The 26,232-nt window shown below is 66.5% G+C and carries 22 protein-coding genes; 14 read left to right on the forward strand and 8 right to left on the reverse strand.

The annotated features are described in order from the left end of the window. The first annotated feature begins 180 nt into the window (after positions 1-180). Positions 181-675 carry a metallophosphoesterase family protein gene (locus tag FLG15_RS00165; RefSeq protein WP_057678722.1) on the forward strand — a complete coding sequence of 165 codons (495 nt, stop codon included), beginning with the start codon at positions 181-183 and terminating at the stop codon, positions 673-675. Between the two features lie 67 nt (positions 676-742). Beyond that, the gene (locus tag FLG15_RS00170) at positions 743-1,891 is read left to right on the forward strand and encodes an aldo/keto reductase (RefSeq protein WP_150145283.1); all 1,149 of its coding nucleotides are present in this window, start codon (positions 743-745) and stop codon (positions 1,889-1,891) included. A 46-nt stretch (positions 1,892-1,937) separates the two neighbouring features. On the opposite strand, the gene FLG15_RS00175 is transcribed toward FLG15_RS00170, so the two are convergent. Both FLG15_RS00175 and FLG15_RS00180 read right to left on the reverse strand, forming a co-directional pair. Continuing rightward, a complete protein-coding gene (locus FLG15_RS00175) occupies positions 1,938-3,560 on the reverse strand; it encodes a carboxylesterase/lipase family protein (protein WP_139790948.1) in 1,623 nt (540 codons plus the stop codon). Further along, entirely contained in the window at positions 3,557-4,630 is a 1,074-nt protein-coding gene (locus FLG15_RS00180) for an alpha/beta hydrolase (protein ID WP_057678720.1), read from the reverse strand. Before FLG15_RS00180 ends, FLG15_RS00175 begins: the two co-directional genes overlap by 4 nt. A 138-nt stretch (positions 4,631-4,768) precedes the next feature. Between FLG15_RS00180 and FLG15_RS00185 the strand changes: the two genes are divergently transcribed. The 8 genes from FLG15_RS00185 to kduD all read left to right on the forward strand — a co-directional run bounded on the left by FLG15_RS00185 (position 4,769) and on the right by kduD (position 14,245). After that, positions 4,769-5,590 carry a 2-keto-4-pentenoate hydratase gene (locus tag FLG15_RS00185; protein ID WP_057678719.1) on the forward strand — a complete coding sequence of 274 codons (822 nt, stop codon included), beginning with the start codon at positions 4,769-4,771 and terminating at the stop codon, positions 5,588-5,590. 37 nt (positions 5,591-5,627) lie between these two features. Further along, on the forward strand, positions 5,628-6,626 hold the full coding sequence (locus FLG15_RS00190; RefSeq protein ID WP_057678718.1) for a TRAP transporter substrate-binding protein: 999 nt from the start codon (positions 5,628-5,630) through the stop codon (positions 6,624-6,626). 10 nt (positions 6,627-6,636) lie between these two features. Next, a complete protein-coding gene (locus FLG15_RS00195) occupies positions 6,637-7,158 on the forward strand; it encodes a TRAP transporter small permease (protein ID WP_057678717.1) in 522 nt (173 codons plus the stop codon). Further along, positions 7,158-8,441 (forward strand): TRAP transporter large permease, encoded by a 1,284-nt coding sequence (locus tag FLG15_RS00200; protein WP_008574485.1) that lies wholly within the window; start codon positions 7,158-7,160, stop codon positions 8,439-8,441. The genes FLG15_RS00195 and FLG15_RS00200 overlap by 1 nt, the downstream gene beginning before the upstream one ends. A gap of 195 nt (positions 8,442-8,636) precedes the next feature. After that, positions 8,637-10,220 carry a family 43 glycosylhydrolase gene (locus tag FLG15_RS00205; protein WP_057678716.1) on the forward strand — a complete coding sequence of 528 codons (1,584 nt, stop codon included), beginning with the start codon at positions 8,637-8,639 and terminating at the stop codon, positions 10,218-10,220. A 141-nt stretch (positions 10,221-10,361) separates the two neighbouring features. Continuing rightward, the gene (locus FLG15_RS00210) at positions 10,362-11,420 is read left to right on the forward strand and encodes a LacI family DNA-binding transcriptional regulator (RefSeq protein WP_017159605.1); all 1,059 of its coding nucleotides are present in this window, start codon (positions 10,362-10,364) and stop codon (positions 11,418-11,420) included. A gap of 1,031 nt (positions 11,421-12,451) precedes the next feature. Next, entirely contained in the window at positions 12,452-13,306 is an 855-nt protein-coding gene (gene kduI / locus FLG15_RS00220; RefSeq protein WP_057679970.1) for a 5-dehydro-4-deoxy-D-glucuronate isomerase, read from the forward strand. A gap of 183 nt (positions 13,307-13,489) precedes the next feature. After that, positions 13,490-14,245: a 2-dehydro-3-deoxy-D-gluconate 5-dehydrogenase KduD gene (gene kduD, locus FLG15_RS00225; RefSeq protein WP_057679969.1), complete on the forward strand. Its 756-nt coding sequence runs from the start codon at positions 13,490-13,492 to the stop codon at positions 14,243-14,245. Between the two features lie 136 nt (positions 14,246-14,381). Here the strand turns inward: kduD and FLG15_RS23275 are convergent, their stop codons facing one another. Further along, positions 14,382-14,570: a hypothetical protein gene (locus FLG15_RS23275; RefSeq protein WP_158011203.1), complete on the reverse strand. Its 189-nt coding sequence runs from the start codon at positions 14,568-14,570 to the stop codon at positions 14,382-14,384. Here FLG15_RS23275 and FLG15_RS00230 point away from each other — a divergent pair. After that, positions 14,554-15,210, forward strand: coding sequence for an RpiB/LacA/LacB family sugar-phosphate isomerase (locus FLG15_RS00230; protein ID WP_017154952.1), 657 nt, complete (start codon positions 14,554-14,556; stop codon positions 15,208-15,210). The genes FLG15_RS23275 and FLG15_RS00230 overlap by 17 nt on opposite strands. A 555-nt stretch (positions 15,211-15,765) precedes the next feature. Next, positions 15,766-16,899, forward strand: a complete 1,134-nt coding sequence (locus FLG15_RS00235; RefSeq protein ID WP_170922361.1) for a GDSL-type esterase/lipase family protein — start codon at positions 15,766-15,768, stop codon at positions 16,897-16,899. Positions 16,900-17,110: 211 nt separating this feature from the next. On the opposite strand, the gene FLG15_RS00240 is transcribed toward FLG15_RS00235, so the two are convergent. Then, the gene (locus FLG15_RS00240; protein ID WP_057678488.1) at positions 17,111-17,755 is read right to left on the reverse strand and encodes a DMP19 family protein; all 645 of its coding nucleotides are present in this window, start codon (positions 17,753-17,755) and stop codon (positions 17,111-17,113) included. Between the two features lie 138 nt (positions 17,756-17,893). Then, on the reverse strand, positions 17,894-18,784 hold the full coding sequence (gene phhA, locus FLG15_RS00245; RefSeq protein ID WP_150145286.1) for a phenylalanine 4-monooxygenase: 891 nt from the start codon (positions 18,782-18,784) through the stop codon (positions 17,894-17,896). Between the two features lie 128 nt (positions 18,785-18,912). On the opposite strand from phhA, the gene FLG15_RS00250 reads away from it, so the two are divergent. Both FLG15_RS00250 and FLG15_RS00255 read left to right on the forward strand, forming a co-directional pair. Further along, a complete protein-coding gene (locus FLG15_RS00250) occupies positions 18,913-19,395 on the forward strand; it encodes an Lrp/AsnC family transcriptional regulator (RefSeq protein ID WP_003490476.1) in 483 nt (160 codons plus the stop codon). A 290-nt stretch (positions 19,396-19,685) separates the two neighbouring features. Then, on the forward strand, positions 19,686-21,884 hold the full coding sequence (locus FLG15_RS00255) for a TonB-dependent siderophore receptor (RefSeq protein ID WP_150145289.1): 2,199 nt from the start codon (positions 19,686-19,688) through the stop codon (positions 21,882-21,884). Positions 21,885-22,446: 562 nt separating this feature from the next. On the opposite strand, the gene FLG15_RS00260 is transcribed toward FLG15_RS00255, so the two are convergent. From FLG15_RS00260 to FLG15_RS00270, 3 genes are all read right to left on the reverse strand, one after another. Beyond that, positions 22,447-23,484 carry a patatin-like phospholipase family protein gene (locus FLG15_RS00260; protein WP_017157369.1) on the reverse strand — a complete coding sequence of 346 codons (1,038 nt, stop codon included), beginning with the start codon at positions 23,482-23,484 and terminating at the stop codon, positions 22,447-22,449. Positions 23,485-24,049: 565 nt separating this feature from the next. Beyond that, the gene (locus FLG15_RS00265; protein ID WP_057678491.1) at positions 24,050-25,057 is read right to left on the reverse strand and encodes a TIGR00266 family protein; all 1,008 of its coding nucleotides are present in this window, start codon (positions 25,055-25,057) and stop codon (positions 24,050-24,052) included. Between the two features lie 200 nt (positions 25,058-25,257). After that, positions 25,258-26,103, reverse strand: coding sequence for an ABC transporter ATP-binding protein (locus tag FLG15_RS00270; RefSeq protein WP_057678492.1), 846 nt, complete (start codon positions 26,101-26,103; stop codon positions 25,258-25,260). Positions 26,104-26,232: the final 129 nt, after the last annotated feature.

The raw sequence follows: 26,232 nt of genomic DNA on the forward strand, positions 1-26,232 counted from the left end.
CTACCATCGGGCTACTGGCCCGGTGGTGGGCGGCAGCTGCGTCATGCATCCGGCTCTCCTCGACGGGGTAGGTCATGCGCTGGCATCGCTTGCATTGCTGTGCTCCCACTCGGTTGCGATGGCATCGATCCCTGCAGGCCGACAACCGCACAGCAACACATCCGGCAGCAGGTCGTCTTGATGATCATGCCCAAACGCGGTGACGGCGAGACGGGCACCGGCGCGCGAATCGGTGTGATCTCCGATACGCACGGCCTGCTCCGGCCCCAGGCGCTTGCCGCGCTCGAGGGCTGCACGCAGATCATCCATGCCGGCGATGTGGGCACGCCACAGGTGCTTGAGGCGTTGCGGGCACTGGCACCGCTGCACGCCATCGCAGGCAATATCGACGACAAGCCGTGGGCGAGGGGTTTACCGCAGACGCTGGATCTGCAGATCGAGGGCGTGCGCATCCATGTGCTGCACGATCTGAAGACGCTGGCACCGCAGGTGCAGGCCGACGTCGTCATCAGCGGCCATTCGCACAAGCCGTTGGTGCGCATGCACGATGGGGTGCTGTACCTCAATCCCGGCAGCGCCGGGCCGCGTCGCTTCAGCCTGCCGATCAGCGTGGCCATGCTGTGGCTGGGCGATGGCGCGCCACGCGCGCATGTGCAGCAACTCGCGGTGGGCTGAGTCCGCTGACTCGGCATGCACACCGGCGGGGCCATGCTCGTGGGCCACGTTGTTGCAGGGAATTCCCATGAATACACGTCGCCAATTCCTTTCTGCTGCCGCGGCCGGTACCGCGGCATTGGCCGCTGCGCCGTTGATGGCGCAATCGTCGGCGCCGGGCAGCGTGATGCCCACGCGCGGAAACACCGAGGCGGGCGCATTGCCGACCAATCCGGTCGTCAAGGGCGCACGCTACCGGCCGCGCAGCCGTCTCGGCTTCGGTGGCGTGGCCATCGGCAATGGCTTTGCGCCGGCCACCGACGCACAGAGCGAGCAGACGCTGGCGGCGGTATGGGAATCGGGCGTGCGGTATTTCGATACCTCGCCCTGGTACGGGCTGGGCTTGTCGGAGCGACGTACCGGCCATCATCTGCACACCCATCCGGCCGACGAGTACGTGCTGTCGACCAAGGTCGGGCGCCTGCTCACCGCGACCGACACGCCGCCCAAGACGATGTGGCAGCGACCTTCGCCGTTCGACTATCGCTACGACTACAGCGCCTCCGGCGTGCGGCGCTCGATCGAAGACAGCCTGCAGCGTCTGGGGGTGTCGCAGATCGACATCGCGTATATCCACGATCTCTCGCCAGAGAACGAAAAGGACCTGGGCATGCCGTGGGAGCAGCGCTTCGCCGAGGCGGTGAAGGGCGCGATGCCGGAGCTGACCAAGATGCGCAAGGAGGGCCTGATCAAGGCCTGGGGCTTTGGCGTCAATCGTCCGGAGCCGGCCCTGCGTGCAATCGAAGAGGCCGACCCGGACATCTTCCTGCTCGCCTGCCAATACTCGCTGCTCGACCATGCGCAGGCCTTGCATGACACCTTCCCGAAGATCGCAAGGCACGGCGCCTCGGTGGTGGTTGGTGCACCGTTGTTGGCGGGTTATCTGGCCGGGCGTGAGCGTTATCTCTACGACGGCACCATTCCATCGTGGGCGCCTGCCAAGCGGCAGAAGGCATTGGCCATTTGCGACAAGCATGGTGTGGATCTACGCACGGTTGCGCTGCAATTTGCCGCGGCCCCGCAGGTGGTGTCGGCCGTGATTCCCGGTGCACGCACGGCCGAGCAGGCCCGGGCCAATGCGAGCTCGATGCAGGTGGCGATTCCGTCGACGCTGTGGGAAGCGCTCAAGCGCGAAGGTGTGATCGAGGCAGACGCACCGGTGCCCGCTGCACGGTGAGGCCTGAGCGCGCGCGCCACGCGCGGTGTTCGAGCGCCCCAGGCAATCAAAACGTCCCGCGTTGAATGAAGGGCGCGTGTTGATACAACACGCGCTCGCCACCGCGCGGATCCAGTTCCAGGCGGCTTGGCGTATCGAACACCAGTGTTTCGCGCCGTTTCAAGGAAAATGGCTGCCAGTGCGGCGCACCGCGACGATTGGGGTCGCCATGCCGCGCAAACGCAATCAGCGCCTCGCTCATTTGCTCGGCCATGCGCTGCGCATCGGCACCATCGCCGGTGCGCGAGCCCGGCTGGCGCACGTTGTCAAATACCAGCGGAATATCCAGGGTATGGAAGGCGCCGAACTTGCCGCCATCCAGGGGCGAACCCCAATCCAGTTGATAGACCCAGGTCGGCGCACCCTGACGGGCACGCGCGTCGGCTTCTTCCACAGCGCCGCGCCACGAGCGGCCGGCGGTGGTGGCTGCGAAGAACACCTGCGACGGCGTGTACTGCGGATAGAGCCGCCGATATTCGGCGATGACCACCTGCGGCAACAGGTCCACGTATTGCTGCGCCTCCAGCCTGGCCGGCAACTCGTCCCAGCTCAGCGCGAAATTCTTCGCATCGTGACCGAGAAAGCCGCGCGTCTCATCGCGCGTATTGCCGATCACCATCGGGATGCGCGCCGACTGCACCGGCGCAGTGGGCCAGAACGGATGCACCGGCACGTTGCGCGCATCCAGCACCGGGCCGAAATACAGCGCGGTGTTTTCCACCCGCGACGGGTCGCGCACTTGCGCGGCGGCGAGCAGTTGGGCCACAGGCAACGTGCGCATGCGCGCGATCTCATCTGGCGAGATCTTCAACGCGTCCAGCAGCAGCTGCGCGCGCTGGGTGGCCGCACGCGGCCCGGCCACGGTGACCTGTTGTCCGCTCATGGTCCAGGCGCGATGAAATAGCCCGCGCGCGGCCGGCATCGCCATCAGCGTGGCGATTTTGGCGCCACCGCCGGACTGCCCGAACACCGTGACATTGCCGGCGTCGCCGCCGAATTCGGCCGCATGCTGGCGCACCCACTGCAGGGCCTGGACCAGGTCCAGCTGCCCGGCATTGCCGGAGTCGGCAAAACTGGCATCGCCCAGCTGCGCCAGCGACAGATAGCCGAAGACGTTGAGCCGGTGATTGACGGTGACCACCACCACGTCGCCGCGCTTGCACAGGCGCACGCCGTCGTAGAGCGGGTCGCTGCCGGAGCCGGTGGTGTAGCCGCCGCCGTGGATATAGAACAACACCGGCCGCTTGCCGCCATCGCGCAGACCGGGTGTCCACACATTGAGGAACAGGCAGTCCTCACTGGTGGGCTCGCTGGCCTTGAGCTGTGGCGCCGCTGCACCGAAATCGTTGGCGTCGCGCACGTGCTGCCACGGCGTTTCCTGCAACGGTGCCTGGAAGCGCTGCGGGGCGGTGTCGCCGCCATACGGGATGCCCTTGAACACGCAGATACCCTGGTCGCGATAGCCGAGCAGCGCGCCGCCACGCACGCGTGCCAGCGGCGCGCCCTCGTCGCGTGGCGGTGCACGTACGGCCGTGGCAGCGAAGCCGGGAAGCGTTGCTGCCGCTGTCGCGAGCAGGCCACCACGCAGCAGCGTGCGGCGCCGCGTATCAGGGAGGGCTTGTGTGGTCATCGCGCCATTTCCTTCGCGGGTGCGGGTGACGCGAGCTTGGCCACAGGCGGCTGCGGCTTGGTGACATGCGCGATCCAGGCTTGCGCCAGCTGCGGCCACGCGGACACGGTGAGGCCACTGCCGCTGGCGGCACCGAAACCATGGCCGCCCTGCGGGAATACATGCAGCTCGCTCGGCACCCCGGCGCGCAGCAGCGCAGCGTGCATCAGCAGGCTGTTGTGCACCGACACCACGGTATCGTCCTGTGCATGCAGCAGAAAGGTGGGCGGCGTGCGCGCGTCCACGTGCCGCTGCGGCGAATAGGCCTGTACCTGCGCCTGGCTCGGGGCGCTGCCGAGCAGACGGTCGCGGGAGCCTTTGTGCGCGTTGGCGCTGTCCATGTCGATCACCGGGTAGATCAGCAACTGGAAGTCCGGTCGCGCGCTCAGTGCATCGGCCGCGTCGATGGGCGAATACACCTGCGCGGCGTAGCGCGTGCCCAGGCTGGCGGCGACATGGCCGCCGGCCGAAAAGCCCATCACGCCCACGCGCTGCGCATCGATGCCATAGCGGGCCGCGTTGGCGCGGATCAGCCGCAAGGCACGTTGCGCATCGGCCAGCGGCACGTCGGCGCCGTTCGGGTGGCCTTCGCCCGGCAGCCGGTAGCGCAGCACGAACAGGGTGATGCCGGTGGCGTCGACAAAGCCGGGCACCAGCGCGCTGCCCTCGTTGTCCAGCACGATGCGCTGGTAGCCGCCGCCAGGCGTGACCAGCAGGGCGGTGCCATTGGGCTGTTTGGGCCGGTAGACCACCATGTAAGGCGTACTGACCTGCTGGATGTAGCGGTCCGGCCGCGCCGGATCGCTGCTGCGCTCGACGATGCGCTGTGGTTGCGGCAACGCGGTATCCCCCGGTGCCAGCGGCGTCGGCCACAGCGCAATCCGGCTGGCCTGTTCGGCGGCAGTGTCGGCGCTCGGTCGTTCGGCCGGCACCGGGCCGGCCAGCAGCGCGCTCACCACGACCGCCGCCAGGCCACGCCGCGTGGCGCGCAAGAGCGCGTTCGAAGCACGCGTTTGGCGTGTCTGTTCCATTCACCCCTCCCAGGGTCACTTCGTCGCCGCGACCACAATGCCGCAGTGCACATTGCCAATGACACCGGTTTACCATATACAGCACACCGTGCCGCTGTCGATTGGCAGTGCAACAAAACACCTATCGGGGAGATACCCTTGAGCAACGACGCCGCCACTCCGCCATCGTCCACATCCACGCTGTCCGCCATCGCCCAGCGCTTTGTGGAAGCACGCCGTGCAGGGGTATCGCTGCCTGACTTTCCCGGGCAAATCCCCGACGATCTGGTCACCGCCTACCAGGTGCAGGACATCGCCATCAGCCAGTGGCACGACCATGTCGTCGGCTGGAAGGTGGGGTATATCGCCGCCGAGCGCCGCGACGCGTCCGGCGACGAACGCCTGCTCGGCCCGATCTTCTCTCAGAAGGTCTGGAATGCTACCGGTGGAACAACCGAATTCCCGATCTTCGTCGGCGGCTTCGGTGCGGTGGAAGCGGAATATGTGCTGGTGCTCGGCGCCGATGCCCCAGCCGAGCAGACCCACTTCACCCCGGAACAGGCCGCGCAGCTGCCGGCGACGTTGTTCATCGGGGTGGAGATCGCCAGCAGCCCGCTGGCCACCATCAACCAGTTGGGCCCGCGGGTGGTGATTTCGGATTTCGGCAACAACAACGGCCTGATCCTGGGCCCGGAAGTAACCGATTGGCTGGCGCGCGACGAGGCTGCGCTCACTGCGCAGACGCTGATCGACGACCAGGTGGTCGGCACCGGCGGGGCCACCACGCTGCCGGGCGGCCTGCGCGCGGCCTACGCATTCGCGCTCAGCCGTTCGGCACAGCGCGGGCGCCCGCTCAAGCGCGGTGATCTGATTGCCACCGGCAATGCCACCGGCATCCACGACATCGAAGTGGGGCAGCTTGCCCTGATTCGCTTCGCCGGCATCGGCGACATTTCCTGTACGGCCGTGTCCGCCAGTTAACCGCGGACCCCGTGACCAGACGCTTGGGAGGGCGCCAATGATCACACGCAGACATTTTCTTGGTGCCGGGCTCGGCGCCGCTGCTGCTGCCCCCTGGTGGGGTGCCGGCGCCACCACGCCGATTCCCGGCGGGCAGTTGCTCACAGCCACCGATGTGCACGTCGGCGATTACCCCACCGTGGAAGCGGTGCGCTGGTTCGGCAAGCAGCTGGAACAACGCACCAATGGCCGGCTCAGGCTGCGCCAGTACCACTCCGGCCAACTGGGCCGCGAATCGGAGGCGATCGACATGGCGCGCTTCGGCGCCATCGACATCACCCGCGTGTATTCGGGCGCGTTGAACAACACCTTCCCGCTCACGCAAGCGCTGTGCCTGCCGTACGTCTTCGATTCGGTACCGCATCTGCGTCGCGCCATCGACGGGCATGTCGGCGACAGCGTGCTGCGCAGCTTCGAGCAGCGCGACCTGGTCGGTCTTGCCATCTACGATTCGGGCGCGCGCTGCTTCTACAACACCAAGCATCCGCTGCACCGCCCGGAAGATCTCAAGGGCCTGAAACTGCGCGTGGCCTCCTCGGACATCTTCCTCAAGCTGATGCGCATGCTGGGCGCCAACCCCACGCCGATGTCGCTGGGCGAGACGTTCTCGGCGATGGAAACGCACATGATCGACGGTGCGGAAAACAATATGCGCAGCTTCCAGTCCAGCCGCCATTTCGAAGCGGCGCATTACTGGTCGCAGAGCGAGCACTCCTACGCGCCGGACATCCTGGTGATGTCGCGCAAGAGTTTTCAATCGCTGAGCGCGGCCGATCGCGGCCTGGTGGTGGAACTGGCGCGCGCGTCGGTGCCGGTGATGCGCGCGTTGTGGGATGCCTCCGAGACGGTGGCGCGCAAACAGGTGATCGACTACGGCGTGAAGCTCAACCAGGTCGACATGCCGGCGTTCCGCGCCGCTGCCGCGCCGCTGCTGGCCGAATACCGCAAGCAGCCGGAGATCGAAGCGCTGTACCGCCGCATCCGCGATTTCGCATAGAGGTGTCCCGATGACCGAACCCGAAACTGTTGCCGTCACGGTCGCGCCGTTGCAGCGCGCGCTGGACCGCGTTTCCGACATTGCCATTGGCGTGGCCTCGCTGGCGCTGCTGGGCCTGGTGGTCGTGCAGGGCTGGCAGGTATTCACCCGCTACGTGCTCAACGACTCGCCCAGCTGGACCGAGCCGGTGACCCTGTTGCTGCTGAGCACCGCACTGAGCCTGGGCGCGGCGGCCGGCGTGCATACCAATCGCCACTTCGGCTTCTACCTGCTGGGCGAACACGTGCCGCCGCTGGTGCGCAAGATGTTCGAAGTGATTCGCCCGCTGATGATCCTCGCCATCGGTGCGGTGCTGGCGTGGTGGAGCGCGGCGCTGCTGATCGATGGCCTGGATATCAAGATGGCCGGCGCGCAGATGCCTCAGAGCATCAACTACCTGCCGCTGTCGATCGGCGGTGCGCTGATGGTGCTGTTCGCCCTGTACAAGTTGTGGCGTGTGCTGCGCCCGGTCCATGTCGGAGGAGTGCGCTGATGGGCATCGCCATGTTGTTGGGCACCTTCGTGGTGCTGCTGCTGATCGGCGTGCCGGTGGCCTACGCCCTGGGCGCGGCGGCACTGGCCACGCTGCTGTATCTGGACCTACCCACGGTGGTATTGGTGCAGCAGATTTCCGCCGGTAGCGGCTCGGCGTCGCTGATTGCGATTCCGCTGTTTATCTTCGCCGGCGAGCTGATGCTGCGCGGTGGCATTTCCGAACGCTTGATCGCCTTGGCTTCGTCCTTGGTCGGGCGTGTCCGCGGCGGTCTGGGCCAGGTCAGCGTGCTGTCGTCGCTGTTCTTCGGTGGCGTCTCCGGCTCGGCGATTGCCGATGTCTCGGCGGTCGGCGGCACCATGATTCCGCAGATGATCAAACGCGGTTACGACCGCGATTACGCGGTGAACGTGAGCATGACCGCCGCGCTGGTGGCCTTGCTGGTGCCGCCTTCGCATAACCTGATCCTGTTCTCGGCCGCGGCCGGTGGCGGCTTGTCGATTGCCGATCTGTTCGCGGCCGGCATCTTCCCCGCGTTGTTGATGACCGCCGCGATGATGGTGACCGGCTATGCAGTGGCGCGTCATCGCGGCTACGGCACCGAAGCCTTTCCTGGGTGGCGTGCGGTGGCCTTGCGCCTGATCGGTGCGCTGCCCGGCCTGGGGTTGGTGGGGTTGATCTTCATCGGGATTCGCGCCGGCATCTTCACCGCGGTGGAAAGCGCCGCCATTGCCGTGGTGTACGCCTTGATCGTCACCGCATTGCTGTATCGCCAGTTGCGTTGGGCCGAGTTCTTCGCCGCCGTCACGCATGCCGCGCGCACCACCGGCGTGATCCTGTTCGTGATCGCCACGGCGGCCGTGTTCGGCTGGTTGCTGGCCTATCTGCAGGTGCCTGCGGCGGCGGTGAAGTTCCTGCAAGCCATTGCCGACAGCAAGAACATGGTGCTGTTGATGATCGTGGTGATGCTGCTGTTGCTGGGCATGTTCATGGACCTGGCGCCGAAGATCCTGATCTGCACACCGATCTTCCTGCCGGTGGTGAAGGCCTACGGCATCGACCCGATCCACTTCGGCCTGGTGATGGTGCTGGCCGGCGGTATCGGCCTGATCACCCCGCCGATCGGCTCGGTGCTGTTCATCGGCACCTCCATCGGGCAGATCACCATCGCGCAAAGCATGCGCACGATCTGGCCGTTCTGGCTGGCGGCGTTGTGCGTGCTGTTGATCGTGGCGTTTTTTCCTGAGTTGTCGCTGTGGCTGCCGCGCGCCCTGCGCGCCTGAGCCTGGGCGATTGCGTGATTGCGTCACTGGCAGACGGGTGATCGGTACGGCTTGTTCGCGTGGTATCGATCGCCTGCCCTCCACAGGCAGGCGCGTCGGGCATCGCTGCCGGCGGGAGGGCTCTACCGCATCTGGTTAACCGGTGGCATGACGCACCATCGTGGTAACGCCCGGCATCCGGGACTAGGAGAGAGCATGCGTGTGCGTCCCGTTTCATCCCGATGGCGTTGGCTGATGGCCGGCGGCTTGCTGCTGTGCGCCGGCCTGAGCGCGGCGGCCGACTGGAAGCGCGGCATCGAACACCAGCGCATCGCCGACCAGGGCAACGGCAGCTTCCTCAATCCGGTGCTGGCCGGCGACCATCCCGACCCGTCGGTGCTCAAGGATGGCGACGACTACTACCTCACGCTGTCGTCGTTCGATGCGTACCCGGGCCTGCCGATCTGGCACTCGCGCGACTTGGTCAACTGGCAGCCGCTGGGCCACGCCATCACCCAGAATGTGGGTGCGATCTGGGCGCCGGACCTGATCAAGCACGGCAAGCGCTACTACATCTATTTCCCCGCACGGCGGGGCGACCAGGGCGGGCGCAGCAATTTCGTGGTGTGGGCCGACGACATCGCCGGCCCATGGAGCGCCCCGATCGACATCGGCCTGGGCAAGTACATCGACCCCGGCCATGCGGTGGGCGAAGACGGCAAGCGCTACCTGTTCCTGAGCGGCGGCGATTACGTGCAGCTGTCCGATGACGGCTTGAAGGCGGTCGGCACGCCCAAGCATGTCTACGACGGCTGGAAATACCCGGAAAGCTGGGACGTGGAGGGCTACTCCCAGGAAGGCCCCAAGATCACTCGCCACAACGGCTGGTACTACATGACCACCGCCGTGGGCGGCACCGCCGGCCCGCCGACCGGGCACATGGTGATCACTGCGCGTTCGCGCTCGATCCACGGCCCCTGGCAAAACGCGCCCAACAACCCGATCACCCGCACCAGAAGTGCGGATGAGCCGTGGTGGTCGCGCGGCCACGCCACCCTGGTGGAAGGCACCGACGGCCGTTGGTGGATGCTCTACCACGGCTACGAACACGGCTACTGGACGCTGGGTCGGCAGGCGCTGCTGGACCCTATCGAATGGACCACGGACGGCTGGTTCGTCGCCAAGGGCGGCGATCTGGGCACCCCGCTGAAAAAACCCAGCGGGCAGGCGCTGCAGCACGGCATGGCGTTGTCGGACGATTTCCGTGCCGCCAGGCTGGGCCCGCAGTGGGCGTTCTTCAACCCGGCTGCCGACGAAGCCAAGCGCCTGCAGGTGGGCAATGGCGTGCTGCGCCTGCAGGGCAAGGGCACCGCGCCGCGCGATGCCTCGCCGCTGACGGTGATCGCCACCGACCCGGCCTACCAGTTCGAGGTGCAGATGACCGTGTCGCCGGGCGGGCAGGGCGGGGCGCTGCTGTTCTACAGCGACAAGCTCTACGCCGGCGTCGGCAGCAATGGCGAGAACTTCGTCATGCACCGCTACGGCGAGGAACGCCCCGGTACGCTGGCACCCAGCGCCAACGGCGGCACGCTGTGGCTGCGCGTCACCAACAACCGCCACATCGTCACCATCCACAGCAGTGCCGACGGCAAGACGTGGACCAAGTACCCGGTGCAGATGGAAGTGTCCGGTTACCACCACAACGTGGCCGGCAAGTTCCTGGCCCTGAAACCGGCCCTGTATGCCGCAGGCCCCGGCCAGGTGGAATTCCGCAACTTCCGCTACCGCGCCCTGGACTGACCGTTCTGCATCGGCGGGCATGTCGTGGCGCTGCCTGCCGTGGCAGGCCCGGCACGGCGGACCCGGTGCAGCGGCAGGCTTCGCTCAGGTCTGCCGGCCGTCTGGCCGGTAGAATCCAATCAACTTTACTGGTTGACCGCTATGCCCGCCCGCAAGATGCCTGAAGAGGGAATGCCTGGCCTGCCGAAGGGCCGGGTTGCAACGATCAACGACATCGCGCGGATGTCGGGCGTGTCCAAGAAGACCGTCTCGCGGATCATCAATAACTCGCCGTTGGTGCGGCAGGACACGCGCGAGAAGGTCGAGGCGCTGATGCGCGAGGTCGGCTACGCGCCGGATCCGCTGGCGCGCGGGCTGGCGTTCCGGCGCTCGTTCCTGATCGGCATGGTCTACGACAACCCCACCGCGCAATACATCGTGGACATGCAGTACGGCGCGCTGGACGCGCTGCGCGGTTCCAGTTTCGAGCTGGTGGTGCACCCCTGCGACAGCCGCAGTCCCGGTTATATCGAAGGCGTGCGCCGCTTTGCGCAGGCGCAGAAGCTGCACGGCGTGATCCTGGTGCCGCGCGCCTCCGAAGACCAGGCACTGGCCGACATGCTGGCCGAGATCGGGTGCCGCTACACCCGCATCGCCTCGATCGCGCTGGACACCACCTCGCAGACGGTGATCACCCACGACCGCGACGGGGCAGCGGAGGCGGCCGATTACCTGCTCTCGCTGGGCCACCGCGACATCGCCCTGGTCACCGGCCCCAGCGCCTACCGCTCCTCGATCGAGCGCACCTCCGGCTTTGCCGACGCGTTGGCCCGTCGCGGCATCGAACTGCCGCCCGAGCGCATCGTCGAAGCCGGCTACACCTTCGAATCGGGCGTGGCCGCCGCCGAAAAGCTGCTGCTGGGCAAGAAGCGCCCCACCGCCATCTTCACCGGTAACGACGAAATGGCCGCCGGTATCTACAAGGTGGCGCTGCGCGCCGGCATCAGCATCCCGCGCCAGCTCTCGGTGATCGGCTACGACGACAGCTCGCTGGCCTCGCGGCTGTGGCCGCCGTTGACCTCGGTACGCCGCCACACCCGTGACACCGGGCGTACTGCCGCGGCGATGCTGATCCAGCCCGACAACGCGCCGCAGCTGCCCACCGCCAGCGTGCGCCCGCACCTGATCGTGCGCGACTCCTGCCAGCCGCCGGAAGATTGAGCGCCGCGCGCCGCGCGCCGCGCCTTAGCCGGCGCTACGCGCCACCTCTTCGCAGGAAGAAGGAACACGCTGCGTTCGGCCAACGGCTGGCCCCCATCCGCCCTACGGGCACCTTCCCCCGCAGGCGGGGGAAGGCAGTCCGCGGTCGCGGCTGTAAAGCCCCTCTCCCTGCGGGAGAGGGGTTGGGGTGAGGGTACGGCGGCAGACAGCCACCTGAGCACCCAGGCACGCACTGACCGCCGGCAACCTTCACGTGCAGATTGCGCCTTGCCTCCCAACACAAGTGCGTAGCCTCCGGACCCTATCCGGCGCTACGCGCCACCGTCTCCCGATGGCAGAAGGATCAAAGCCCCTCTCCCTGCGGGAGAGGGGTTGGGGTGAAGGTACGGCAGCAGACAGCCATCCGAGCACCCAGGCACGCGCCGCCCGCCGGCAACCTTCACGTGCAGATTGCGCCTTGCCTCCCAGCACAGCGCGCAGCCTCGGACCCTCATCCGACGCACGCGCCACCGTCTCCCGACGGGAGAAGGATCAAAGCCCCTCTCCCTGCGGGAGAGGGGTTGGGGTGAGGGTACGGCGGCAGACAGCCATCCGAGCACCCAGGCACGCGCCGATCGCCGGCAACCTTCACGTGCAGATTGCGCCTTGCCTCCCAGCACAGCGCGCAGCCTCGGACCCTCATCCGACGCACGCGCCACCGTCTCCCGACGGGAGAAGGATCAAAGCCCCTCTCCCTGCGGGAGAGGGGTTGGGGTGAGGGTACGGCGGCAGACAGCCATTTAAGAGCCCAGGCCGGCGCCGATCGCCGGCAACCTTCACGTGCAGATTGCGCCTTACCTCCCAACACAGCGTGCAGCCTCGGACCCTCATCCGGCGCTACGGCCCCCTTCTCCCGACGGCAGAAGGAAGTGGACAGTCCTCGCCGCCCCACACCGTCTTTCGTGCACTGCGCAATGACACCGGTTAACCAGAGTCGGTAGACTAGCCCCCTGCAAGCCCATGTTCCCCCTCGCTTGCCTTGGAGAAGTGCCATGTCCCTGTACTGCAAAACGCACTACGCCACCCATCCCGACGCCATCAAGGGCGCCAGCAACGACGCGCTGCGCGAGCTGTACCTGCTCGATGGGCTGTTCGTGGACGACGCGGTGACGCTCAAGTACACCCACTATGAGCGCTTCGTGCTCGGTGGCGCCGCCCCGCTGGGCAAGACGCTGGAACTGCCGAAACAGACCGAGCCGGCATCGGCCGCCGGGCATCCGTTTCTGGAGCGTCGCGAGCTGGGCATTCTCAATGTCGGCGCAGGCACCGGGACGGTGACCGTGGACGGTACTGCCTACACGCTCGGGCCGAAGGACGGCCTGTACGTGGCGATGGGCAGCACCGATGTCAGTTTTGCTTCCGAAGACGCGGCCAACCCGGCCCAGTTCTATCTCGCCTCCACGCCGGCGCATGCGCGCTTTGAGACCAAGCAACTCTCGATCAAGGATGCGGTGGCACTGGAGCGCGGCGCGCTGGAAACCAGCAACGAGCGCACCATCTACCAGTACATCGTGCCGGCCACCTGCCCGTCCTCGCAGCTGTTGCTCGGCCTGACCGTGCTCAAGCCCGGCAGCGTCTGGAACACCATGCCGCCGCATCTGCACGACCGCCGCAGCGAGGTGTATTTCTATTTCGACCTGGGCGCCAACGACCGCGTCTACCACTTCATGGGCGAACCCGATGCGCAGCGCCACATCGTGATGCAGAACAACGAAGCGGTGGTGTCGCCGCCGTGGTCCATCCACATGGGCGCCGGCACCAGCAATTACGCCTTCATCTGGGCAATGGGCGGCGAAAACCTGGATTACACCGACATGCACGTGCTGGATATCTGCCAGCTCAAGTAAGGCCTGCATCCATGCGCCTGCATGCAGACGGCCGCGGCCATGACACCGCTGTGTTCAAGCCGGGGCCAGCAACGCCGGCGCGATGCAAGGGCTTGTGGCGCAACCCCACTCATAAGACGCAATCGTCCGCGCACTGCGCGGCTCACAGCACACCACCGCACACCCAGCAGGAGCGATAAGGTAATGAGCAATCCGTTCAGTCTCGAAGGCAAGGTCGCACTGGTCACCGGCGCCAACACCGGCTTGGGCCAGGGCATTGCGCTGGCATTAGCCGAAGCCGGTGCCGACATCGCTGCCGCCGGCATCCAGGCGCCCACCGAGACCGAAGAAAAGGTCAAGGCGCTGGGCCGCCGCTTCATCGCCATCGAAGCCAACCTGATCAGCATCGAGCCGGTGCAGCGCATCATCGACGAGACCATCGCCGGCCTCGGCGGGCTGGATATCTTGGTCAACAACGCCGGCCTGATCCGTCGCACCGACGCAGTGGATTTCAGCGAGCAGGATTGGGACGACGTGCTCAACGTCAACCTGAAGTCGGCCTTCTTCATGGCGCAGGCCGCAGGCCGTCACTTCATCGCCCAGGGCCGCGGCAAGATCATCAACATCGCCTCGATGCTGTCGTTCCAGGGCGGCATCCGCGTGCCGTCCTACACCGCCAGCAAGTCGGGCATCGCCGGCATCACCCGCCTGCTTGCCAACGAATGGGCCAGCAAGGGCGTGACCACCAATGCCATCGCACCGGGCTATATGGCCACCGACAACACCGCGCAGCTGCGTGCCGACGAAGACCGCAACAAGGCCATCCTGGACCGCATCCCGGCCGCGCGCTGGGGCGTGCCGGCCGACCTGGGCGGTACCGCGGTGTTCCTGGCCAGCAGCGCGTCGGACTACGTCAACGGCGCCATCATTCCGGTCGACGGTGGCTGGCTGGCGCGCTGATCCAGATCGCACGGCGATGACGCGCACCCTCCAACGCGCGCCGCCGCCCATGGTGTTGCTGCGCTGTGGTGTCCTTCTCCCGCTTGCGGGAGAAGGTGCCCGAAGGGCGGATGAGGGTCGGCCACACGCACATCAATCAACTGCCAATGTGCTTCGCGGCAATCTGCCTTCCCGACTGCATCAGCGCCTTGATCACTGCAACGAAACAATGCGCCGGCAGTTGAAAAAACGGCAACCAAAGGCACGCATCATCGCGACCTGGCAACAATCCTTTTAAGGATCTTCCCCAACCCAATCGGAGCATTCCCATGAAAATCGCACTCATGAATGAGTTTAGTCAGGCCGCCAAGAACCCGGTGATCCTGCAGCAGCTCAACGACGTCGCCAGCGAGCAGGGCCACAGCGTGTTCAACGTCGGCATGGACGGCGACAACGACCACCGCCTGACCTATATCCATCTGGGCATCGTCGCCAGCCTGCTGCTGAACTCCAAGGCGGTGGACTTCGTGGTGGCCGGCTGCGGTACCGGTCAGGGCGCGATGATGTCGCTCAATGCGCACCCGGGCGTGTTCTGCGGCTACTGCATCGAGCCGACCGACGCCTACCTGTTCGCCCAGGTCAACAACGGCAACGCGCTGTCGCTGGCGTTTGCCAAGGGCTACGGCTGGGGTGCGGAAATCAACGTGCGCTACATCTTCGAAAAGGCCTTCAGCGGCGAGCGCGGCATGGGTTACCCGGCCGAGCGTCGCGAATCGCAGCAGGCCAACGCCGGCATCCTGACCCAGCTCAAGCAGGCCACCGCCAAGTCGTACCTGGACGGCCTGCGCGCCATCGACCCGGAGCTGATCAAGCAGGCCGTCGGCGGCGAGCGCTTCCAGCAGTGCTTCTTCGACAACGCGCAGGATGCAGAAATCCGCAACTTCGTTGCCGGCGTGCTGGGCAAGACCGAGGCGGCGGCTGCGTGAGTCACGCTGCACGCGCATGCCTGATCTTGTTTACAGAGCAGGCATGTGCCAGTACCACGATGCAGTAGATCGTCTGAGCTTCATGCATCGCAAGCCCAAGCGGGCCCTTGATGGAGAAAGGCGTTTCATCAGGGGCATCGCTTGATCCGGCAATGTCGACCTCTGACGCCTCGGTGACTGAAGTGCCACTACGCGCACGCAGGCAACACGCCTGCACGCACGTCGCCCCGCTTCCAGCGGGGCGAAAAGGCAAGGCTAGCGCGCCATTGGCGCGTCCGCCTTCGAGCGCCCACGCCGCATGGTGTGGGCGTGGGCTCGGGCGCGGAGCGGGGGTTGGGGTGGGGGTACGGCGGAAGACAGCCAATCCAGGCAGCTAGGCGCACGCGCCGAACCATCGACGAACGGTCACACCATTGCATCGCTCAGCAACGGCATCAACGCGTCGCTCTGCCGAGCCCAGTGAGCGCGCAAAGCGCAATTGCATCGCCCAAGACCACGCATGCGCCCCATGCGTCGATACGGATCGCAAACCGCAACAACAGCAAGTAACCGCACGTGCACTCAGCGGAGCCCCTCATGCATCGACTGCTTATCGCCATGCTGTTGCTCTGCACCGGCATCGCCCACGCCGCGCCGCAGCGCATCTTCATCGCCGGCGATTCCACGGCTGCCGAATACGGTGCCGAGCGCGCCCCGCAAGCCGGTTGGGGCCAACTGCTGCAGGACTGGTTCGATCCGGCGCAGTGGCAGGTGCACAACCATGCCAAGGGCGGCCGCAGCACGCGCAGTTTCATTGCCGAAGGGCGGCTGGATGCCATCGCAAGAGAACTGCAGCGCGGGGATGTCTTGCTGATCCAGTTCGGTCATAACGATGCCAAACGCGAAGACCCCACGCGCTACACCGATCCCACGACCGATTACGTGCAGTTCCTGCGCCGCTATATCGCCACTGCGCGCGACAAAGGCGCCACGCCGATCCTGATCACGCCGGCCGCCCGGCTGTTGTACGACTTCGGCGCGTTGCTCGACACGCACGGTCGCTACACCCTGGCGATGCAGCAACTTGCCGCGCAGGACCAGGTGGAGCTGATCGATCTCAACGCCAGTTCCAGCGACTGGATCCGCGCGCTCGGCGAGCAGGCCGCCAAACCGTATTTCCTGTTCGTGCCCGAACAGGGCAAGGCCGACGGGACCCACTTCAGCCGTGCCGGCGCGACCGCCATCGCCTGCCTGGTAGTGCAGGGGTGGGTGCAACTGCAGCCGACGCTCAAGGCGCAGCTGCGGCGCGACGCCGATTGCGGTGCTGCGCCCGACACCGCTGCGCAACGCGCCGCACAACCGCATCCGTCGTTGATCGCACACGAACGCGATCTTGCGCGTCGCCAACCGGGCCCACACGGTGGCGCCGGCCCGACCACCGCCTATCCGTTTTTTGCCGACGCCCCGGATCTGACGTTCGTGCTGCGCAAGCGGGTGCTGCACAAAGGCGCCGGCATCGGCCTGCATCTGCACGACAAGGACGAGATCTACTACATCGTCAGCGGGCGCGGCTTATATGCGCTGGACGGCAAGCAATACCAGGTCGTTGCCGGCGATGCATTGTTGACGCGGCCGGGCAGCACGCACGCCCTGCAGCAAACCGGCGAAGAACCGCTGGTGCTGTTGCTGGCGTACACCGCATCCAAGTAAGTCTCGCGCCAAGACAGCGCGGCTGCAACGAAGCGCTGCGTTTTTTCATTGGGGCTGCGTTGCAATCAGGCATGGCCAGCGTGCGGGTCGCCTGCTTCCACGTGCAGAAGGCTGCGGCGGATCAGCGACAGCAGACAGCCAATTGCGCCGGCCCACAAACCGCGTCAGTGGTGTTCGCCGCCGACATCCGGCGGTGCACGCGTTCCAGCCGTCAGGCCTTGTCCACCCCGTAGTGCGTCAGACCCAGGCGCGCCAGTTCGGCCGAACGGCGGTAGTAGACCTCTTCCCAACCATCCACGCGTTGGCGGTCGGTGTCGCTCATGGCATCGAGAATGTCTTCGATACTGAGCAGATTCGGGTCTTCTTCCAGACGCTCGAACACTGCGCCCAGGCCTTCGATGGCCTGGCGCGCTTGCGCGGCGCCCATGGCGGCCAGCCCCCGCAATGCATCGCTGCGGGTCGCCGCATCCCAGCGGTCGAAATAGCGGGCGTAGCCGCTCTCGTTCATGTCCGCATCCAGCCGCGCCAGCGCGATGAGTTCGCGCTCGCCCGGCGACAGCGCATCCATGCGCCCGCGCGATTGGCTGAGCTTGGCCTGCACACGGGCAGCGCGGCGGCGCCACAGCAATTCGGGCATGTTGAGCAGGCCTTCCGGGGTGGGGGGCGCCACTGCGGGCCAGTTCACTCCGAAGCCGTCTTCGGTGATCTGCCATTGCGCGCGTTGTGGCGGCGATGCCTTGAGCAGGAGCCGATGCGCCTGGATGGGCTCGTCGATGCGGATGCCGTTGGCCAGGGTGAACAGCAGGCGGGTGTCGTCCAGCTCCAAGCGCCGGATGCGCAGATGCGTCAGGTCCATTGAGCGAAGGCGATGTGGGGAGGTTCGACCTTAGTGCGCGTTGGCGGTGGTGTCGAGTCGGTGCAGGCTACGTCGCGGCAGCGTGCCCGCGGCACCGCGGCGTACGGCGGTTGGTGCCGCGCCAGCGGAGCCGCGACCTCACACGTCGCCGTCGCGGCTCCAACCCTCGCTGCTGCCGCGCTGGATCACCCGATCGCTCGGCAGCACATCACCGGCCGGCACCTGCGGCTGTTGTGCAAGCTCGGCGTAGATCGGGGTGAAGTCCGGCGCGGTGGCCTCCATCAGCTGCGCAAAACTGTCGATGACGAAATAGGTCTTCTGGAAGCTGTCGATGCGGTAGCGCGTGCGCATGATGCGTTGCAGGTCGAATCCGATGCGGTTGGGTGCCGGCGATTCCAGCGAATACAGCGATTCGCCCTTGGACGACACGATGCCGGCACCGTAGATGCGCAGGCCCTGCGGCGTGTCGATCAGACCGAATTCCACGGTGTACCAATACAGCCGGGTGAGGTTCTGCAGCGCGTCCGGGCCGATGCCGTGCGCCTTGACCCCGCCGCGGCCATAGGCCTGCATGAAGTCGGCAAACAGCGGGTTCATCAACAACGGCACGTGGCCGAACAGGTCATGGAACAGATCCGGTTCGGCGATGTAATCGATCTGATCGGGCCGGCGGATCCACCAGGTCACCGGGAAGCGCCTGTTGGCCAGATGGTCGAAGAAATCCAGCTCCGGCAGCAGGCCCTGCACGCCGACCAGGGTCCAGCCGGTGGCGGCCTGCAACACCTGGTTGAGCGCATCGAAGCGCGGGATGTGCGTATCGCCCATGCCCATCGCGTCCTGCGCCTGCAGGAACTCGTCGCAGGCCCGACCGACCAGCAGCTCGCGCTGGCGCCGATACAAGGTGCCCCAGGTGGCGTGATCGTCGGCGCTGTAGCCGTCCCACGGCTGCTCCACCACCGCGGTGGTGTAGACCGGCACATAGCCCTTGTCGGTGAGCTGGTTTTCGACGCGTTGCGGGGCGGTCTTCATGCAGCGGCACTTCCCGGGTGATCAGCCGTCACCTTAGCCGGATGCGCGCGCAACGGGATTGCGAATCTTGCGTGGCATAAGCGGATTGGCGCAAGATTTGTGCGTCTCGGTCTGCTGCTGCGCAACATATGGATCAACCCATCGCCCTGGACCGCACCGATTTGCGCCTGCTCGCCCTGCTGCAGACGCAGGGCCGCAGCAGCAATGCGGAGCTGGCCGTGCAGGTCAATCTGTCGGCGTCGGCGTGCCTGCGCCGCACCCAGCGGCTGGAGGCGGCCGGCATCATCGCCGGCTATGGCGCGCGCCTGGACGCGCGCGCGCTGGGGCTGGGTTTGCAGGCGTTCGTGCGCGTGCAGCTGGAGCAGCACGGGCAGGCCGACATCGAGCATTTCGCCGAGGGCGTGCGCGGCTGGGACGAGGTGGTGGCGTGCTGGGCGCTGACCGGCGACATGGATTACCTGTTGCAGGTGCAGGTGCGCGACCTGGAACACTTCTCGCGGTTCCTGCTCGATCGCCTGCTCAATGCCACCGGCGTATCGGATGTGAATTCCAGCTTCGTGCTGCGCACGGTGAAGGCGCCGGAAGGTCTGCCGTTGTCGCATCTGGCCTGAAGTGCAGATCAGCCATGTGGCGCTAGCGCAGGGCGCCGCGCGCAAGCCGCAGCCGGCGAGGGCGCCGCGCGCGGCCGCTTCCCAGGCGAACGCAGAAACGTGCTGCTTGCCACATAAACGATAACGATTTACATTTGCGTCACATCTTGGCCGCGTCCGGCCATGTCGTTCGTGTCGCATCGCCAGCCCGCGCAGGGTCAGCCAGCCGGTTCGAGTGGACGCCCGCGTGTGCCTGTGCCTTTCCCTGTTGCGTGACGCGCTGCGTCCGCAGCGATCGACGAGAACGCCCCATGTCTGCTGCCATCGCTCCCCTTGGCCTGTTGTCTGCCGCGCTGCTGTGCGCGCTGTCGACCTTGGCTCCCGCCGCCCATGCCGCCGACGCCGCCGATGCGACCAACGCCACGACGCTCGACCAGGTCAGCGTCAATGGCACGGTGAGTCGCGCGCAACCGGCCACCACCACGCGGCTGCCGCTGACCCTGCAGGAAACCCCGCAGTCGGTGAGCGTGATCGGGTTGCAGCGCCTGGAAGAGCAATCGCTGTTCAGCATCGACGATGTGATGCGCAATGTGACTGGCGTCAACGTGTCGTTCTACGACACCCAGCGGCCGTTGTATTTCGCGCGCGGTTTCCAGATCACCGACTTCCAGGTCGACGGCCTGCCCACCTACAGCGGCGCCACCAACCAGGAATACGACACGGTCTTCTACGACCGCATCGAAGTGATCCGCGGCGCCAATGGCCTGCTCACCGGTGCGGGCATTCCCTCGGCCACGGTGAACCTGTTGCGCAAGCGCCCGAGCAAGGACTTCGATGCCTCATTCGGAGTGAGTGCGGGCACCTGGGATTTCCGCCGCATGCAGGCCGACGTCAACGCGCCGCTGACCGAAGACGGACGCTTCCGCAGCCGCGTGGTGGCCGCCTGGCAGGATCGCGATTACTACTACGACCGTTACCACGACAACAAGATGTCGGGCATGGCGGTGCTGGAAGGCGACCTGACCGACAGCAGCACGCTGACCGTGGGCTACCAGCGCCAGGACAACAGCCCGGTCGGTTCGACCTGGGGCACGGTGCCGTTCTTCGCGGCCGACGGCTCCTTCGCCAACCTGTCGCGCTCGACCAACATGGCGCCGGAATGGACACGCTGGCAGCGCGACACCAGCACGGCATTCGCCAACCTGGAACAGCGCTTCGGGCAGGACTGGTTGCTGCGCATCAACGCCGCCCACACCAAGGGCGCCGTGCAGAGCCTGCGCGTCTACGGCAGCGGTTACCCGGCCGCCGATGGCAGCGGCGTGTTTCTGCGCGCCAACGCTGGCGAAACGCAGGACACGCGCGATAGCGTGGACGTGTACCTGTCCGGCGGGTTCGCCTTGTTCGGCCGCCAGCACGACGTGGTGATCGGCGGCAGCTGGCAGGACCTGCAATCGACCACCTATACCCTGGCGCAGACCTATCCCGACGACTGGACCACCTGCGGCAGCGAACGGTGCTATTTCATTCCCAACATCCGTAACTGGAATGGCGACGCGTCCGCGGTGAGCTACATGCGTACCGGCGCGCGACGCGACGCACGCACCACCCAGCGCGGCGTGTATGCCTCCACGCGCTTGCGGCTGGCCGACCCGCTGTCGTTGATTGCCGGCGCGCGGCTGAGCTCCTGGGAAACCCGCACCCAGGCGTTCAATGCCAGCGGCCGCTACACCGGCACCAGCGGCCGCTATGAAGTCAGCGACGAAGTCACCCCGTACGTCGGCCTGGTGTACGACATCGTGCCGGAGGTGTCGGTCTACGCCAGCTACACCGAAATCTTCAATCCGCAGAACTACCGCGACAAGGACAACACCCTGCTCGCGCCGGTGGAAGGGTCCAACCTGGAAGCCGGCATCAAGGCGCAGTTGTTCGATGGCCACGCGATGGCCACCGCCGCCGTGTTCGAAGCCAAGCAGGACAACTACGCGGTGCGCGACATGACCCAGCCGGAAGCTTCGCTGCCGGATGGCAGCTCGGCGTACATCGGCGTGGATGGCACCAAGAGCCGCGGTTGGGAAGTGGATTTCAATGGCGAAGTGTTGCCCGGTTGGACCATCAACGCCGGCTATACCCACGTCAAGGTGACGCGCGCGCCCACCGATGCGATCTACGCCAACCTGCCCGAAGACTATCTGCAACTCTCCACCCAGTGGCGCCTGCCGGGGACGTGGGACCGGTTGAGCATCGGCGGCGGGGTGAGTTGGCAGAGCGCGGTACGCGGCTTCAATATCGCACGCCCCACCGGCGACGGCACGGGCGCCACCACGCCGGTCACCGTGGTGCAGAACCCGTACGCGCTGGTGCATTTGAACGCCAATTACCGCATCAGCGAGCAGTGGACCGCCTCGCTGGCGGTTCGTAACGCGTTCGACAAGACCTATTGGGCGAATCTGGATTATCAGAACTACGGCGAACCGCGCTTTGTCAGCGTGTCGCTGCGTTGGCGGTATTGAGGTCGTGGGCGATGCAGACGCCTGAGTGAGGCATGCGGCCGAGCGACGCGCATTACGGCGCGATGCGTGCGGTGTGGTGACCGGGACGGCATCGCGAGCAGGTCGCTCCTGCAAACGCGGTGCAACCACGTAGCAAGCGCAGTGCAGCGACGCAGGTCGTCGTCGTCGAGCCTTCGGCCACGACGCCATCTCGATGACGTTTGGCCCTCAACTGCCACGACTCGGCCAAGCCCGCCGTCCGCACCAGCCACCACGTCGGGTGCAGGCCCCACGTGGGGTGCATTCATTGCGACCAGGCACCCACCAGCACGCCCCTTGGCCCACACGCATGCCGCAACAGCGAGGGCTGCGGCACAGGCCATTGTAGAAGCGGCCCCGGCCGCGATGCCGTCCCGATGACATCTGGCCCGAGCACCCACGACATCCAGCGGACCGACTGTGCAGCTGCATGCGACTGGCCGGCAGGCGTGCGCCACAGGCATCGCCGGCGGAGTCCTTGCGTGCATGCGCGCCCCGCCCACGGCCGCATCCGGCCGCAATCCATTCCTCCAGCGCAGCCGCCTTACGGCGCCACGCAGCCCTCATCCTTGCCACGCAATTTTTCCCAGCGCGAGCGTTGTTCCAGGCAGCGCTCGTACGCCTGTTGCTTGGCCGCCTTGGCCTGATCGGCGGCGGTCCGGACTGCGCTGCTGCGCGCGGCCTGCAGTTGCGCAATCTTGGCGCGAATCTGCGGCATCACCGCCATTGCGGCGCGCTCGCCTTCGAGGATCGCCGCACCGCGCTGGTTGAAATCGGCCGAGCCGATATCGTTGACCTTGGGGCGAATGACCACGTCGGCACGTTTGAGTTCGGCCTCGCCCAGGCGCTGGCCCATGATCGAGATCGACTGGTTCACCGTGCCCAGCAGGTCCCCCGGATTCTTGCCGCTGGCCTTGCTGGAAATATCCACCGCCACCACGAATTCGGCACCCAACTGGCGCGCCGCATCCACCGGCACCGGGCTGACCACGCCGCCATCGACGAAGTGATAGTTGCCGATGGTCACCGGCTCGAATACGCCCGGGATACTGCTGGACGCGCGCACCGCCTGGCCGGCATTACCGCGCACGAACACGGTACGTTCGCCATCTTCCAGACGCGTGGCGACCGCTGCGAACGGCTTGCGCAGTTTTTCGATCGGCTTGCCGCCGAGCTGTTCGTTGACGTAGTCCTGCAGTTTCTGGCCTTGCACCAAGCCACCGGAAAACAGCCGCACATCGCGGATGCTGGTCTGGTCGAGCGCGACGGCCTTTTCCTGCATTTGGAACGCATCCATGCCGCTGGCATACAACGCGCCCACCACGCTGCCGGCGCTGGTGCCGGACACCACCACCGGCGCAAAGCCGTTGGCCTCGAGCATCTTGATCACCCCGATATGCGCAAAGCCCTTGGCCGCACCGCCACCGAGCGCCACGCCGATCTTGATGGGCTTGGGGGCTGCGGCCGAAGGTGCCTGCACCACCGGCGCCGGTGTCGCCGGGCGCGGCTCGCCCCCGCAGGCGCCGAGCAGACCGAGCATGGACAACAGGGCGAGCGAGCGGGAGCAGCGGAGCGCGATCATGGCGAGAACGTCGATGGGAAAGGCGAGGGAGAATACACGCGCGCTGTCACTGCTGCGCTGGTGTGGCGTGAGTGGAATTCATTCGGAACAGCATCTTTTGCAGGCGTTGCACTTCCTTCTCCCCGCGGGAAAAGGTGGCGCGTAGCGCCGGACGAGGGTATGAGCGGCACCTGATGCCGTCCCATTCCACCTGTGGCTTCGCCCGGACCCTCACCCCAACCCCGCCTTGCGGCGCGTGGGCGCTCGAAGGCAGGCGCGCCGATGGCGCGCTCGCCCTGCCTTTTCGCCCCGCCGGGAGAGGGCTCCGGTTCCGTGCGGCGATGGACGTGGCTGCGGCCAGGGTGCCGTCATTGCACCAACGGCCCGGTCGCCTGCCTTCTCCCGCCGGGACAGTTTCCTGCTTCATGGAGCAGGAGCTGGCGCAACGCGCCGGACCAGGGTATGCCCCAGCACATGCCAGATGCCTGGAGCGACAAACGCCGCCATGCGCCTTCAGAAGCGCCACGACGCGTGCTTCGCCCCCCGAATCCAAATCGCCATCACGCCCGCCCGCCGCGACACCCGATCAAAACCGGTTATCGCCATCCAGCAACCGCCCCAGGCCGCCCAACACCGAGCCTTCGCCGCGCTGTTGGCCGCCGGCTTGCGGGGCGGCCTGCAGCATGCGGCCGGCCATGCGCGAGAACGGCAGCGATTGCAGCCAGACCTTGCCCGGGCCGGTGAGGGTGGCCAGGAACACGCCTTCGCCGCCGAAGAACATGCTCTTCAGGCCGGCAACGCGGCGCACGTCCATGTCCACGCCGGCGTGATAGGCCACCACGCAGCCGGTATCCACGTCGATGCGCTCGCCCGGGCCCAGCTCGCGTTCGACGACGGTGCCGCCGGCATGCACGAACACCCAGCCGTCGCCTTCGAGCTTCTGCATGATGAAGCCCTCGCCGCCGAACAGGCCGGTAAGGATCTTGCGTTGGAAGGCGATGCCCAGCGACACCCCGCGCGCGCCGGCCAAAAAGCTGTCCTTCTGGCAGATCAGCTGGCCGCCATGCTCGGACAGGCGCAGCGCCAGCACCGTGCCCGGGTAGGGCGCGGCGAAGGCGACCTTGGCCTTGCCGCTGCCGGCGTGGGTGAACACGGTGGTGAACATGCTTTCGCCGGTGACCACGCGCTTGCCGGCCGACAGCAGCTTGCCCATCAGCCCGCCGCCACTTTGACCGGCATGCGAGCCGTCGCCGAACACGGTGTCCATCTGCACCGCCGCGTCCTTGTACATCAGCGCACCGGCCTCGGCGATGGCGCTCTCGCCCGGGTCCAGCTCGACTTCGACGAACTGCATGTCGTTGCCGACAATGCGGTAGTCGATTTCATCCGCGCGCCCGTGCATGCCGGTCAACGGCGGCGGTGCGCTAGCGCCGCCCTGCAGTTCGGTCAGCTGACGGGCCGGCGTCCAGCCATCGAGCCCGTCGCGCCAGGCCAGCGCATCGGGGTGGCGCTGCGCGTGCGCGCGGGCGCTGGCATCGTCGAGGGGGCCGAGACGGTCGGCCTGTCCGGGGTTATGGAAATACCACTGGGCCATCGGGACGACTCCTGTCTGTGTGTGCGGCGAGTCTAAGCGCAGGCGCGGCGGCGGCGTCCCGTGTCCAAGGTCATGCCTGGAAAGCGTGGTTGTGAGGCGGTCATGCGCGCATCCGGCGCGCGCTTGGCCATCGCGCTGCCGAGCATCGTCGGCAGCTCGTGCAAGGACACGCCCTGCGCGAACTGCGGGCGGAGTGTCGGCTACTCGCCCACTGTCGCCCAACAGCGCTCGCCATCGCGCTGCACCCGCACCGGGCCGTCGAACACGGCCGACAGGCTGGCATCGGTGAGCAGCGCCTCACGCGTGCCGTCGGCCACCACCTTGCCGGCGCGCAGCAGGATCACCCGTTCGATCTCGGGCACGATTTCTTCGATGTGATGGGTCACCAGCACCAGCGTGATGCCTTGATGGGCGAGGTGCCGCATCGTCTCGAGCAGGTGCTGGCGCGCCACCAGATCCAGCCCGGTGGACGGTTCGTCCAGCAGCAACGCCTGCGGGCGATTGACCAGCGCACGCGCAATCAGCACCCGGCGGGTTTCCCCGGCCGACAGTTCGGCAAATTGCCGGTCCACGAGCGGCAATGCGCGCGCCAGCGCCAGCGCTTCGCGCGCGCGTGCACGCATGTCGTGACTAATCTCGCGATGTGGCGGCACCACAGAGCTGGCGAAGAATCCGGAGAGCACCGCGCTTTCCACATCCAGCCCTGGCATGTCGGCCAGGTTGACGCTCAGATCGCCGGTGACGATGCCCAGTTGCGAGCGCAGGCGATCCACCTGCCAGCGCGTTTGTCCCAGCACCTTCACGGCGGGCTGGCCGTCGCCGCGCGCCAGCGGGTACAGCTCGCGCGTGATCAGCTTGATGAAGGACGATTTGCCGCAGCCGTTGGGGCCCAGGATCGCGGTGTGCTGCCCCAGCGCAATGCGCAGACTCAGCGCATGCAGCACCCGCACCTGGCCGCGCATCACGCTGGCCTGGTCGAGTTCGATCAGCGGGGCGGCGTTGGCGACAGCAGCAGAAACAGCAGCGTTTTCGGTAGCAACAGTCATACGGGTGACAGCAGACGGAAGTGGGGACGGGGTCTGAATCGCTTTAGAAATGTAGGTGCAACCCTACGCATCCGAAGGGTGAAGTTTGCCGCGATCGCCCCCATCATGTCTGCATCGAATGGGGAGCGC

It is taken from the genome of Xanthomonas phaseoli pv. dieffenbachiae (assembly GCF_008639345.1).
GTDB lineage: Bacteria > Pseudomonadota > Gammaproteobacteria > Xanthomonadales > Xanthomonadaceae > Xanthomonas > Xanthomonas phaseoli.